The following is a 13,231-nucleotide window of genomic DNA, read 5'->3' on the forward strand; positions in this document are numbered from 1 at the left end:
TGTTTGAGTTCGTGGGTCCCGGCCCGAAGACCGGAAGTTGTATGAGAACTAACAAGATAGAATCACGCCAGTCTGCGGCATGGGTTACGCAACTGTGACGATCCCGTAAAAGCGCCCCGGCCGATCTGCGGGCAGCGGGGGTGAGGTTTGCGGGTCGAGCGAGTGAGCGTCCGGACGAGCGGACGAACGGACGAGCGCACGAGCTGCCGGCGCCGTGGGCGTGGACTACGCCAGACCGCGCACAACGGCGAGAAGCGATTCCAGGGTCCCGCGGGCGAATGGGGCCGGCATCCCGTAGTAGCGGTGAGCGTCGGTGACCTCGTAGCCGCCCAGCGGATACTGCGCGGCGTCGGGTAGATAGCCCGGGCAGTCGAGGTAGTAGCCGCTCACGATCGTCCGCGACTCGGAGCCGGCGCTCAGTTCACGGTCGGCGGCCAGAAACGGCTCGCCGGGGAGGAAGGCCAGCGAGACATCCCCGAGCTGCATCCGGGCGACCGGCAGGCGATAGTCGGCCTGGCGTCCGGCTCCCGGCTTGTCGGACCAGGCGATCCACTGCTTCAGCAGACCCCGCGCCTCGCCCTCGGCCGTGCGCAGTTCGCGTTCCCACTGCCTTCGGAGCTGAGCCGGGGCTTCCATATCGATCGGAACCAGGCAGGCGTCGACGTCGGCGCGCCTGGTCGCTACTCCGGCGGACATGTCGACCGGCTGCCAGCGTCCCGCCAGCAGCGCCTCGGCCAGGGTGGTGCCGAACAGGTCGGCGTCGCTGGGGGTGCGTCCGATGTCGTGATTGCGCTGGCTGGACGCACGCTCCGAATAGCCGGCGTTGACGTCACCCGCGCACCCGGTGAGGAAGATGACCGGGCAGCCGGTGGCCTCCTGAATCCTGGTGCGCAGATAGCCCGGATAGTCGGGCGACAGATGCGTGTTGGTCGAACCGATGATGGATGGATGGCACGGATAGCTCACCAGGTAGCCGGTCACATATCCGCCGGACTTCCAGCGCAGCGCGCGCAGCTGAGCGTCCCAGGCCACCCGGCGGCGTCGGCGGTCATGAGCCAGACCGGGCATCGCCGGCTCCAGCCACTCCAGTGTGCAGCCGCCGGCCGAGTCGAGTGCCCGCCGGGCGGCGGTGGCGGCGGCGTTCGCGGCGAGCGTCCGGGCCTCCTCGCTGCACGCACCCAGTCGTCCGGGCAGGATTCCGGGACCGGAATGGGTATGAGTCGCGGTGAGGATCACGTCGTTCGGCAGCCGAGCGGACTCGGTGATCATGTCGGCGAGTTCCCGGTCGACCCCGATCACATCAAGAGCGACGATCACCTCGTCACCGACAGCCATCGCGATAGCTTCGGGCCCGGGTGTCAGTGCCGTCGCCGAATGATCTCTGCGCGCTGCGAAACCTGACATCGGCAGGCCTCGCCCGAAGCGCAATGGCTCATAACCCCACCCCACCGTCACCGCTGTGGGGCGGACGGTGGTCAGGATCCTGGGCTCGGGGGACCGATCGAACATCATTCGGTCCCCAGCTGTTGGCGCGACACGTTCGAATCGTCCCTTGTCGCAGCGTCCCAAACAAGCCCCTGCGAGTTTCAAGGTCGTGACACTTGTGTTTCACCCCCGGGGGCCCACCCGTCCCCGCACCTCGTCCACCGCCCCAGTTCGCTCGTCACAACTCCAAATGCTCGCGTCGATCTGCTCCACGGCGAGCAACTCCCGGGACGCGCGGGGAGTCCGCGCGGGACGCGGACGAGGGCTCAGGCCAGGTCGGGGCGTCCGATCTCGACCGGCACGTTGGCGGCGTGGCCCTGGGTGCGCAGGGTTTCGCGCAGCCGCTCGGTGGCCGCGGTCAGCTCATCGGGAGTGGCGTCGCCGTTGGCGTTGGCGAAGGTCAACTCGGCCTCGCCCCAGGCCGGGATCACATGCAGATGCAGGTGCGGCACATCGAAGCCCGCGATGATCAGCGCGGCCCGCGAACCCTCGAAGGCCTGCTCCTGAGCGCGCCCGATGATCGCGGCGACCTTCATCAGATGGGCCAGCAGGGCATCATCGGCCTGGGTGAAAGCCACCACCTCTTGGCGCGGCACGACCAGCATGTGTCCGTCGCTGATCGGTTCGATGGTGGCGAAGACCACGCAGACCTCGTCCGCCCACGCGAACATCCCTGAAAACTCGCCGCTGATGATCTTGGTGAAGACTGTCGACATGACTCAATGCTGGCACGTCGACCCCGGCCACGTCACCGGCCGGCGATGTGGACAACCGCCGAGTCCTGTGGATATGTGGAGAAGCACTGTGGACAACTCGCCTGCTCGCTGTGCGCGGCGTGGTGGATGACCGTTGGGAGAACCGCTCGCCAACAGCCGGTGAACAGGGGTCGACACGTCGGCTAGACCGCGGCGGCGTATCCGAAACTCGAAGCCTTGGCGGGTACCCCCGAGTTGCCGCTACCGCTCCCGTTCACGATCGAGGTGTCCCAGGCGAGATGACCGATCGCATAGGCCGACGCCTTGCCGTTGATCCCCAAGAAATCCTGATTCACGTTCGCGAGGCCATCGGCGGCCTGATGGTAGTTCGGGTCGTACGGCTGCCCGGCCGTCCCACCGAAGACCGCCTGCTCATCGTGCGTCTTCAGGTCGCCCGCCCCGGTGAACAGGCCGCCGGTCGGCACCCCCGAGTTGATGAAAGATGCGTGATCGGACGAGCCGCCCATCCTAATCGGGACCCAGGGCTGGGACAGCGAGTCGAAGCGGCCGGTGAACAGCTGCTCCACCTCACCCGACCCGGCGGGAAGGGTCTCGTCCGGGAAGTCCGAACCGTCGCCGTCATAGACACCGATGACTCCGTTCGGAGAGGCGACCATGTCGGCATTCAGGTACGCAGCGATCTGCTGAATCGTCTGCGGGTCGGAGTCAACCATCGTGTTCACCCAATGCGCCGAACCCAGCAGCCCCAGCTCCTCACCGCTCCACCATGCGTATCGCACCTTGTTGACCGGCGGTTGCCCGGAGGCCATCTGCAATGCCGTAGTCAGCAGGATCGCCGATCCCGAACCGTTGTCGTTGATCCCCGGCCCCTCCGGGACACTGTCGAGGTGTGCGCCGGCCATCACGACGTTGGCGGCATCTCCGGACTTCGTCTCGGCGAACAGGTTGTAGGTGGGGTGCGACTCGATGTTCTGCGCGAAGGTGAAGCTCAGCTGCACCTCACCGGCGGCCATCGCGGTGCGCAGTCGGTTGCCCTCGGACGAGGTGACCCCGGTGGCCGGGATGAAACCATCCCGCAGGCCACCGAGCGTCCCGTACAGCCCGCCGGACCGGTCGTTCGTGACGATCATCATGGCTGCTCCGGCCTGGGATGCCGCCCGGTTCATGTCCGCGAAGCTGCATCCGCCACGCTCGGCGATGCCGATCTGCCCGGCCACCTCGGACGGCCAGTCCGCGGCCCGGCAGCCGTGCCCGTCGGTCGCGGCCACCAGCACACCGGTGATGCCCTCGTCCGGGGTGCCGGGCGAGAAGCCCAGCGGCGCCTGATTGATCACCCGGCCGCCGGCATCGGTCAACTGCGAGTCGCCGGGGTGCGGGATCTGGATGGTGAAGTCCTGCCGGTAGACATCATAGAAACCCGTCGCCACAAGCTGGTTCTCGATCCACCCGGCGGTGGCCGGATAGCCGGCACTGCCAGGCCCGCGGCTTCCGCTCGCGTCGAGTGTCAGGGTTTCGATCTGGGCGAGCGCGGCGACCAGATCCTGCTGGCTCACCTTCGCGGCGAGTTCGGCACCGGCAGTCTCCCCGGACGCGGATTGCGCGGCAGTGGGCGCCGGCTGCTCCGAGCGCGGTCCGGCGTCCGAACCAGCGTCACCGGGAACGCCGCAGGACACCAGCACGAACGCCACGCCGATGCCGAGCGCCGCCCGGCCGATCCGAAGCCAGTGAATCATCGGGTCCTCCGCATCCAGCCGAGAGATTGGGCCCAGACTAGCCCGCCGGTCAGCACGGGAGTGAGAACGCGGTGCCGGCCACCGAACTACTCTGGAATCCATGAAGCGACCATTCCTCACCATCTTGGCCATCGTCGCCTTGGTCTTCGGATTCCTCAGCTGGCAGGGCCATCGACGAGCCCGCGCCGAGGCCGAGCTCTGGGCTGCCGCCACCGACGAGCTGTAACGCGATCTACGACTATCTAGTAATAATCGAATAATGCGCTAGAGAGCGGTCGACTCCCGGACGCCACTCGCCCAATCCAGCCGCAACCGATGCTTGGTCCCGGTCACCGTCATCTCCGACGGATTGCGCGGAACCTGGACCCCGGGCGCGTCATAGCGGGGATAATCGCAATCGATGATCTGGCCGTTGACCTTGAAATCCTTGCCCCAGGTCAGGTCGAAACGCCCGAAAGGGCTCGTCAACGTCAGACGATCACCGATCAGCCGCAGCCGGTACTGCTTCAGCTGCTCCAGGAACGCCGCGAACGAGATGTGCTCCTCCTCATCGCCGACCAGCACCGCGTATCCGGTGTGCTGGCCGCGCTGGACGATCTCGGTCTCGCTGATCAGCTCGAAAGTGTGCGTACCGAGGATGCCGATGTAGCCGCGGCCACGGCGTCCGGCCGCCCAACCGGCGCCCAACCGGGTCTGGTCGAACTGCACGAAGGGGAAGTGAATGTGCACCAGCTCCTGGCGCGGCCCCTCGAAACGGCCCCTGCGTTCGTGCAGGTTGTACTGAGCGAGCAGGACGTTGTGGTGCTGCGCAACATCGGGATTGATGCCATTACCCTCCCAGTTGCTCGGAGTGGCCGGCCGGTTCTCCAGGTTCAGCTGGGACGACCCGGGGTGCGTCCCGAAGACCTCGATATCCCCGGGCAACGACGCATGCCAAATGTGCTGCTGATCACCGAAACCGCCCGGCCGGTAACGCTGAACGCTGCTCAGCTGGTAGTTGCTCGTCCTGATGGTCTGCACGTTGGCGCGGTTCAGCGCCTTTCCGCTGGTGATCGGGTTCATCGTCCGCAGAGTCGAAATGAGCACCGGATTCGGCAGCTTGATGTAGCGGCGCATGGGCGCCAGGATCCGGGAGTTCTGCAGATCGAAGACACGCATGGCCCGCGCCGAGTCGACGATGGTCTCCGGCGTGGTGACCGCCTGCTGACCCCACCAGAAACGAATCAGATCCAGGCTCTGGCTGCGGGGGTGGAACGGATGGCGGCGCAGTTCGTCGCGCACCTCCTCGACATCCAGCCCGTGTGAGCTGAGCACCCGGCGCTCCGGCTGGCAGGTCGCCAGCTCGCAGATCGCCGCCGGCACCTCGTAACGCTCGCGAGCGAGAAAAAGACTGGTCACCTTGTCGACGTCGATGTCGGGGGCCTGCCCGAAGGCGCTCGCCCAGATCGGCGCGATCTCGGCGGTCTCGGGATGCATGATCTGCTCCGTGTAGGCCCGTCCCATCGACGGGACGACCCGGCCGTTGAAGCTGTGCAGGGCCAGGTCGAGCAGCGCGATGTCCATCACCATCGTGGCCCGTTCGACCAACGCCTCGTCGGCCGCGTGATCGACAAGCAGGGCGAGCGCCGCCAGGTCGTAGGCGTAGTAGGTACTGGACAGCCACTCGCTGAAGCCGAAGCGGAAGCGGTCCGACAGCCAGATCGTCAGCTGCGCCTGCGCGGCTCGCTGATGGCGAGCACCCGAGCGGCCGTCATTGCTGAAGATGCGCGTGGGGTACAGCTGCCCGGCCAGATATTCGGCAACCGCCGCGGTGACCTGGTGACTCTCCGTCCACAGCGTCATCGAATCGCTGCCCGACTCGAGCATCGAGTAGCGGAAGCCGAGGATCGCCTCGGCGGCCTGATCGTACAGATGGGCCGGGAGCTCGCTGGACATCATGCATTTGAGCAACAGCAAGGCGCGATGATCGGCCGAGTAGAGCCGCGCGTTGACGACGTCGATGAGCCGCCGGACGTGGACTGTCTCCAGGGCGCCGGAACCGAAGCGCGGCCATGGTGCCAACCGGCGTTGGTCAGCAGACGACACAGCCATGAGCAGTCCTTAACAAGGTGGAGGTGACCCGGTTCGACGGTAGCAAACCCCGCAAACATCCTCCCAATCGCCGCGCCTGCACCTGCACCTGCACCTGCACCTGCACCGACGCTGCCAGGGATCCGCGAAGATCGTCGTCCTATCCTGGAGGAATGCAGTCCGACCCGACCGATGACGCCGCCATGGCGCTGGAGGACGGTCCCGTCGACGCACCACGCAGCAGCATCTGGCGCATCGATTTGGCGGTGGCGATCATCCTGACCGGCTGCACGGCGTTCTGGGGAGACCTGGTGGGTACCGGCCTCAGGAGCCACTATTACCTGGCCTCGGTGCTCACCTCGATCGCGATCGTGCTGCCGCTGGCGCTGCGCCGGACCCATCCGCTGATCATGACCGCGCTGATCTCGGCGGGCGGCCTTGCGCAGCTGTTCCTCGTCCCTGCCCCGACCTGGGCGCTGATCGCGGTACCCATCGCGAGCTACTCGGTGGCACGCTGGGTGGACGGCCACGAATCCCGGCTGATCGTGCTGGCCGGAGGCCTCGGATCGATCCTGGGACCGGTGCGCTGGTCGGTGGATGATCCGATCGGGTCGATGAGCCCCGAGTTGCTGCCGATCCTGGCGCCATTGATCGCACTGTGCCTGGCCTGGACGATCACTCCCTATCTGCTCGGACGACGCGATCGTGAGACAGCGGTCGCCCGCCAGGAACGCGAACTCGCAGCCCGAGAACGTTATGAATCCGAGCTCGTCAAACGCGATCAGCAGACCCGCATGATCGAGGCGAGGGTGCGCACCGACATCGCCCGCGAACTGCACGACGTGGTGGCGCATTCGCTGTCGGTGATGATCGTGCAGGCCGACGGCGGCAAGGCGCTGGCGCGCAAGCGCCCGGAGGCGGCGATCGAGGCGCTCGAAACCATCTCCGAGACCGGGCGCGAGGCTCTGGGCGAGATGCGCCGCATCGTCGGAGTGCTGCGCGCCGATCCCGACGATCCGCGGCCCGCGGACTTCCAGCCGGCACCCGGGCTGTCGGACATTCCCGCGATGGTGGCGAAGGCCGGCGAGCGCGTCCAGTTCTCCGTGACCGGGACGCAGCCGACGGTCAGCGCAGCTCTCGGCGTGACCGCCTATCGGATCGTGCAGGAAGGATTGACTAATTTCCTCAAGCACGCGGGCCCTGCTTCGCAGGCCACCGTGGCACTGATCTATCAGCCGACCACCATCAGCATCGAGGTGGCCAATGATGCACCTGGACCGGACACTCCCGTCAATGGGGACCCGCCGATCTCGGTGCAGGGATCGGGCTTCGGGCTGCAGGGCATGCAGGAGCGGGTGACCGCGATGGGCGGCAAGCTGACCGCCAAGCCGACCCGATCCGGAGGCTGGGTGGTGCGAGCGATCCTGCCACTGACCCGCAGGGCAGGCGCGAAGGCTCCTCGCGATGGGGAAGAATGGACCAAGCATCAACAGAACGGTGAGCCAACATGACCCAACCCCTGACAGTCTTCCTCGCAGACGACCAGTCCCTGGTCCGCAGCGGATTCCGGATGCTGATCGACGCCGAGGACGACATGACCGTGGTCGGTGAGGCCACCAACGGGTTGGGGGCCCTCACCGCACTGACCAACAGCCCGGCCGATGTCGTGCTGATGGACATCCGGATGCCCGAGATGGACGGCGTCGAGGCCACCCGCCGAATCGTCGCGGCCGGGCTGCCGACCAAGGTGCTGGTGCTGACCACCTTCGATCTGGACGAATACGTCTTCGCAGCCTTGAAGGCCGGCGCATCCGGCTTCATGCTCAAAGATGCCCGCCCGGACGACCTGCTGAATGCCATCCGTTCGGTGGCCGCGGGCGAGGCCGTCGTCGCGCCGAGCGCCACCCGCAGGCTGCTCGAACATGTGGTGGCTCGGCTGCCCGATTCACCCGGACGCGAAGACCCCCGGCTGGATGTGCTCACCGATCGTGAACGCGAGGTGCTCGTCGAGATCGCCAAGGGTGCCACCAACGCGGAGATCGCGTCCAACCTGTTCATGGCCGAGGGCACGGTGAAGACCCATGTCGGGCGCCTGCTGTCGAAGCTGGGCGCCCGTGACCGGGTCAACCTCGTGCTGATCGCCTTCGAGACCGGGCTGGTCGGCTAGCGCGCGAGCCAACCGCCGTCGACGGGGACGATCTGACCGTGAATGTAGTCGGAGGCCGGCGATGCCAGGAAGACAGCGACGTTGCCGATGTCTTCGCCATTGCCCCAGCGCCCGGCCGGAATGCGCACCATGATCTGTTCGCTGCGCACCGGATCGGCGATCAGCGCGGTGTTCATCTCGGTGTCCATGTACCCGGGGGCGATCGCGTTCACGTTGACCCCCCGCGACGCCCATTCGTTGCACAGCGCCTTGGTCAACTGGGCGACACCGCCCTTGGATGCCGCATAGGCCGGCACGTTGAAGCCGCCTTGGAAGCTGAGCATCGAGGCGATGTTGATGATCTTGCCGCGCCCACGCTCCAGCATGGCAGCCCCGAAGAGCTGGCAGGCCTGGAAGACCGAACGCAGATTGATGTCGATTACCCGGTCGAAGGACTCCAGCGGAAACTCGATCGCCGGGTGGCGTTCCTGTGTGCCTGCGTTGTTGACCAGAATGTCGATCTGATCGGTGGCCAGGATCTGTTCGGCGATCACCGGTAGCGCCTCACGGTCGGACAGATCGGCCTGGTGATGGATGAGTCTCCGTCCGCTCTCAACGGCCTGGACGACCACGCTCTCATCGGGCGGACGCCGGGAGATCACGTGCACGTCGACTCCGGCATCCAGCAATGCGGTCGTAATACCGAGCCCGAGCCCCCGACCTCCTCCGGTGATCACGGCGGTCAGGCCGGAAATGTCAAAAGCTGAGTTCATCACGTGCTCCCATACGGCGATACGACGGCATCATCCCATATTCTATGGGCATGACTACCTCACGTGTGGCCCTGCTGGGCCCGGGCAAGATGGGCGCCCCGATGGGGCATCAGTTGATCGCCGCCGGTCACCAGCTGACGGTGTGGGCGCGTCGCGAGGCCTCGGCCGCAGCCCTGACAGCCGAGGGCGCGGTCTTCGAGGCGACACCGCGAATCATCGGGCAGACCTGCGACGTGATCATCGACATGCTGCAGGATCTCACCCAACTGGCGCCGCTGCTCGATGGCCCGGATGGCCTGTTGGCCGGCATTGAGACGCCGACCGTGCTCGTGGTGAGCTCCACCGTCGCCCCCGGCGATGTCCGCGAGTTGGCGCGCCGTGTCGCGGTGGCTACCGAAGACCTGCTGCAGGTGGTGGACGCCCCGGTGAGCGGTGGCGAGGCCGGCGCCAAGGCAGGTACCTTGTCGATCATGGTCGGTGGGGATGACGAACCGGCAGCGAAGGCGATTGAGGTGCTGAAGGCCTGCGGCACGCCGGTGCACTGCGGCCCCCTGGGGGCCGGTGAGGTCGTCAAGGCCTGCAATCAGATGATCGTCGGCGTGACGATGGCCGCGCTCGCCGAGGCCGCGCTGCTCGCCGAGGGCGCCGGCGTGGATGTGGCGTTGATGTACTCGATGCTCGCCAAGGGCTGGGGCGGCAGCGCTGTGCTGAACGCGAAGCACGCCAAGGTCGAACAGCGCGACTACTCCAACACCGGCGCCGCCAAGTTCATGGTCAAGGACCTGAAGATCGCGCTCGGCGAGGCCGCGGCCTCGTCGCGGACATTGCCGATCAGCAGCAAGGCACTGCAGATCTACCAGGGCCTCACCGAAGCCGGACTCGGCGACGACGACCTGGCCGTCGTCCACAAGTACCTGGAACAGATCACTGCCGAGTGACCCATCGGGGCGGCGGCCCGGGCTGACCCATCGGGGCGACGACCCGCGCGATCAGCGCAGGTCGTTGCCCGACTCCAGGGCGTCTCGCACGCCCTTCAGCTCTTCGAGGGCCTGCGCCCGGCGCTTCGGGGTGGCTTCGTCCAGCAGCAGTGAGACGCTCATCGAGAAGTCCTGCGCATGATTGCCGACCCGGTGTACCACCAGTCCGTAGGCGAAGACGTTGGGGTAGGTCTCACCGTCGTCGACCGCATAGCCGGCAGCGCGCGTCTCGTTCAGCTTGGCCAGCAGAGTGGACAGATTGGTCGTCGAGCGCGGTGACCAGCGCGGCAGCCGCTCCAGGTCGCCGTAGAGTTCGACGATCTGCTCATCGCTGAGCTGCGCGAGCAGGGCCACCCCCACCGCGGTGATCGAGGCGGGGAACCGGTCGCCCACTCCGGCGGTCACCGGCAGGGGTTCACGTCCGACATGACGCGCGATATAGGTGACCTCCCGGCCGGCGAGCAGCGCCAGATGGGCGAGCTCACCCGACAGCACCGGTGCTGCCGCGACTTCGCGCTTGAACTGGCTGATCGAATCCGTGCCGCGCAGGAAGCCGCCTGCAGGGGTCAGGACGCCGACGTCCAAGTCGTAGTAGTTGTCGGTCCGGCTGACCATTCCGGCGGCCTCCAACGAGGTCAGGATGGTCAGCACGGACGACTTCGCCAGCCCGAGGCTGGACGCGATCTTGGTCAACGACCAGCCGCCTGGCCGCTGCGCGATCAGGTTCAAGATGGCCACCGCGCGGGACACCGAAGGTGACCCGCGCGGTGGCACTTCTACTGATGCACTGCACATCGCGGCGGTTTCACTCTCGCGATGTGCCGACGCGGATACAGATCATTCCTCGACCTCACCGTCCAACTTGACGAGCACCTTGCCGGAGATCTCCGAGTTCTTCGCGATATCGAAGGCCTCGGTTGCCTGGTCCACCGCGATGACATGCGTGACGACGTCCGCCACCGACGGGGCAGCCGCGATCATCTCGATGGCCTCGTCCACCTCATTGTCGAAGCGGAAGGTGCCGATCCAGGTGATCTCCTTCTGGCCGAGCGCCGCCAACTCGACAGCCACCGGGGTACCCGGGAACATGCCGATCTGGACGATGCGGCCACGGGGCTTGATCGCCTTCATGCAGCCGTTGACAGCGGGCGCGGCCGCCGAGCATTCCAGGATCAGGTCGTAGGTCTCCTCCGGCAGCGGCTGCTTGGTCACGTTGATGACCTCGTCAGCGCCGATCTGCTTGGCGCGGGCGAGCGGCCCGTCCAGCACATCGGACGAGGTGACCTTGCTGGCACCGCGGTGCTTGGCGGCGAAGGTGGCCAGCAGGCCGATCGGGCCGGATCCCGACACCAGGACGTTCTTGCCGGTCAGGTCACCGGCCATGTTGATGCCGTGCAGCACCACGCCGAGGGGCTCGGCCAAAGCGGCGGCCTTGACCGAAACGCCTTCCGGCAGCACGCGCACCATGTCTCGTCCGACCAGCATGTACTGGGCCATCGCGCCCTGGGTGTGCGGCCAGGTCGACGCGCTGCCCAGGTAGGAGCCGCCCGGGCGAAGATGCCGCAGGTTCTCCATGCCGGGCACCTCGGGTCCGAAGGTGGCCGGATGCACGGTGACCGGGGTGCCCTGCGCCCATTCGCCTTGCGGATCCGCGTCGATGTAGCCGGACATCTCGTGCCCGGGAATCAGCGGTTCGCGCACCACGAAGGTGCCGTTGGCGCCGTTGAAGTAGTAGTGCAGGTCTGATCCGCAGATGCCCACATAGGCGACCTTGAGCCGAACCTGATCGGGCCCTGGTTCGGGAACCGGAACTTCTGCGATTTCGAGATCTTCTTTGCCCTTGATGTAAACGGCCTTCATCGCCGTTCCTCCTTCTGTGGGATTTTGAGTCAGCTCAGCATCATCCCGAATCCACCGAGTGCAGGTCGGTGCCATCGGTGAATCGGGGATAAATCCGGAACGGGGCACCACCACCGGTCGACCGACGTCGGTCGACCGGTGGATTCGGTGACCGATCAGGCGGGTTGGACCATACCTGCCACTGTGGGCAACCACATGGACAGCGCAGGAATGTACTGCACGATCAACAGCATCACGATCAATGCGCCGAAGAATGGCATCAGCGGACCGATGACGTCTTCCACCTTCTTGCCGGCCACACGGGCCCCGACGAAGAGCACTGGCGCGGAGGGCGGAGAAATGACGGCGATACACATGTTGAACACCATCATGATGCCAAGGTGAACCGGATGAATGCCGTACTGCGTGGCGATCGGCAGGAAGATCGGGGTGAAGATCAGCACAGCAGGAGTCGCATCAAGCGGAATTCCAATGATCAACAAGACGACGGCCATGATAAGCAGGAAGACAACCGAGGATGAGGTGACCGAGGTCAGCCAGTCAGCGATCAGATTCGGGATATTCGCGAACACCATTGCGTAGCTCATGATCGACGACAGGGCGATCAAGAACACCACCACGGACGAGGTACGGGTCGCGCTCAGCAGAATCCTCGGAAGGTCCGGGACACGCACCGTACGGTATATCAAGGACAGGATGAGCGCGTACATCACGGCGACGGCCGCACCCTCGGTCGCGGTGAACACGCCGAACACGATGCCGCCGATGACCACGATGATCAATCCCAGGCTCGGTACCGCCCGCCAGAAGGCCTTCAGGCCCTCCTTGAACGGGGGGAAGCCTGCGCCCTTGAGCTCGGGATGCTTGCGTGAGTAGAAGTAGACCAGAACCATACAGGTCAGGGCCCAAAGGATGCCCGGAATGTAGCCCGCGAGGAACAGTGCGCCCACCGATGCCTGCGACACCAGGGCGTACACGATGATCGTGTTCGAAGGGGGAATCAGCATGCCTGACGGGGCCGAGGCGATGTTAACCGCGGCGGCGAAACTCATGTCATAGCCGCTCTTCTCCTCTTCCGGAGCCATGATCGCGCCGACGGCGGATGCACCGGCCAGGGCCGAACCCGAAATAGAACCGAACAGCATACAAGCGAGCACGTTCGTCTGCGCCAGGGCACCGGGCATCGGCCCAACCAACGCCTTCGCGAAATCGATCAATCGTGAGGCGATACCGCCCTGGTTCATGATGGCACCGGCCAACACGAACAATGGGATGGCAAGCAATGCAAACGAATCGACGCCGTTATAAATCTTCTGCGCCGAGGTAAAAATGCCCGATTCGGGACCCATCAAGATCACCAAGCAGATCGCGGAGGGCAAGCCGATCGAAACCGACACCGAGACGCCGATGGCCATCAGGGCGAACATGCCCACCACAAGGATGAGAGCAACCAGTGCTGCGTCACTCATAA

At 65.7% G+C, this 13,231-nt stretch carries 12 protein-coding genes; 4 read left to right on the plus strand and 8 right to left on the minus strand.

The window, feature by feature from the left end; all coding sequences use genetic code 11:
• Positions 1-225: 225 nt before the first annotated feature.
• From QUE25_RS06690 to QUE25_RS06700, 3 genes are all read right to left on the minus strand, one after another.
• The gene (locus QUE25_RS06690; RefSeq protein ID WP_286268360.1) at positions 226-1,509 is read right to left on the minus strand and encodes a hypothetical protein; all 1,284 of its coding nucleotides are present in this window, start codon (positions 1,507-1,509) and stop codon (positions 226-228) included.
• 242 nt (positions 1,510-1,751) lie between these two features.
• Positions 1,752-2,201 (minus strand): HIT family protein, encoded by a 450-nt coding sequence (locus QUE25_RS06695; protein ID WP_286268361.1) that lies wholly within the window; start codon positions 2,199-2,201, stop codon positions 1,752-1,754.
• A 182-nt stretch (positions 2,202-2,383) separates the two neighbouring features.
• Positions 2,384-3,934 carry a M28 family peptidase gene (locus tag QUE25_RS06700; RefSeq protein ID WP_286268362.1) on the minus strand — a complete coding sequence of 517 codons (1,551 nt, stop codon included), beginning with the start codon at positions 3,932-3,934 and terminating at the stop codon, positions 2,384-2,386.
• A gap of 100 nt (positions 3,935-4,034) precedes the next feature.
• Between QUE25_RS06700 and QUE25_RS06705 the strand changes: the two genes are divergently transcribed.
• Entirely contained in the window at positions 4,035-4,160 is a 126-nt protein-coding gene (locus QUE25_RS06705) for a hypothetical protein (RefSeq protein WP_286268363.1), read from the plus strand.
• Between the two features lie 38 nt (positions 4,161-4,198).
• On the opposite strand, the gene QUE25_RS06710 is transcribed toward QUE25_RS06705, so the two are convergent.
• Positions 4,199-6,025, minus strand: a complete 1,827-nt coding sequence (locus QUE25_RS06710; protein WP_286268364.1) for a hypothetical protein — start codon at positions 6,023-6,025, stop codon at positions 4,199-4,201.
• Between the two features lie 152 nt (positions 6,026-6,177).
• Between QUE25_RS06710 and QUE25_RS06715 the strand changes: the two genes are divergently transcribed.
• Together QUE25_RS06715 and QUE25_RS06720 are read left to right on the plus strand one after the other, a co-directional pair.
• Positions 6,178-7,515: a sensor histidine kinase gene (locus tag QUE25_RS06715; RefSeq protein ID WP_286268365.1), complete on the plus strand. Its 1,338-nt coding sequence runs from the start codon at positions 6,178-6,180 to the stop codon at positions 7,513-7,515.
• Positions 7,512-8,171, plus strand: a complete 660-nt coding sequence (locus tag QUE25_RS06720) for a response regulator (RefSeq protein ID WP_286268366.1) — start codon at positions 7,512-7,514, stop codon at positions 8,169-8,171. The genes QUE25_RS06715 and QUE25_RS06720 overlap by 4 nt, the downstream gene beginning before the upstream one ends.
• Here the strand turns inward: QUE25_RS06720 and QUE25_RS06725 are convergent.
• Positions 8,168-8,923: an SDR family oxidoreductase gene (locus QUE25_RS06725; protein WP_286268367.1), complete on the minus strand. Its 756-nt coding sequence runs from the start codon at positions 8,921-8,923 to the stop codon at positions 8,168-8,170. The two genes, QUE25_RS06720 and QUE25_RS06725, sit on opposite strands and share 4 nt — an antisense overlap.
• Positions 8,924-8,973: 50 nt before the next feature.
• Here QUE25_RS06725 and QUE25_RS06730 point away from each other — a divergent pair, with 50 nt between their 5' ends.
• Positions 8,974-9,861, plus strand: coding sequence for an NAD(P)-dependent oxidoreductase (locus tag QUE25_RS06730; protein WP_286268368.1), 888 nt, complete (start codon positions 8,974-8,976; stop codon positions 9,859-9,861).
• Positions 9,862-9,912: 51 nt separating this feature from the next.
• Here the strand turns inward: QUE25_RS06730 and QUE25_RS06735 are convergent, their stop codons facing one another.
• From QUE25_RS06735 to QUE25_RS06745, 3 genes are all read right to left on the minus strand, one after another.
• Entirely contained in the window at positions 9,913-10,695 is a 783-nt protein-coding gene (locus QUE25_RS06735) for an IclR family transcriptional regulator (RefSeq protein ID WP_286268369.1), read from the minus strand.
• Between the two features lie 42 nt (positions 10,696-10,737).
• The gene (locus tag QUE25_RS06740) at positions 10,738-11,760 is read right to left on the minus strand and encodes an L-idonate 5-dehydrogenase (protein ID WP_286268370.1); all 1,023 of its coding nucleotides are present in this window, start codon (positions 11,758-11,760) and stop codon (positions 10,738-10,740) included.
• Between the two features lie 155 nt (positions 11,761-11,915).
• On the minus strand, positions 11,916-13,229 hold the full coding sequence (locus QUE25_RS06745; protein WP_286268371.1) for a TRAP transporter large permease: 1,314 nt from the start codon (positions 13,227-13,229) through the stop codon (positions 11,916-11,918).
• Between the last annotated feature and the right edge of the window lie 2 nt (positions 13,230-13,231).

Source organism: Brooklawnia propionicigenes, from assembly GCF_030297015.1.
GTDB classification, from domain to species: domain Bacteria; phylum Actinomycetota; class Actinomycetes; order Propionibacteriales; family Propionibacteriaceae; genus Brooklawnia; species Brooklawnia propionicigenes.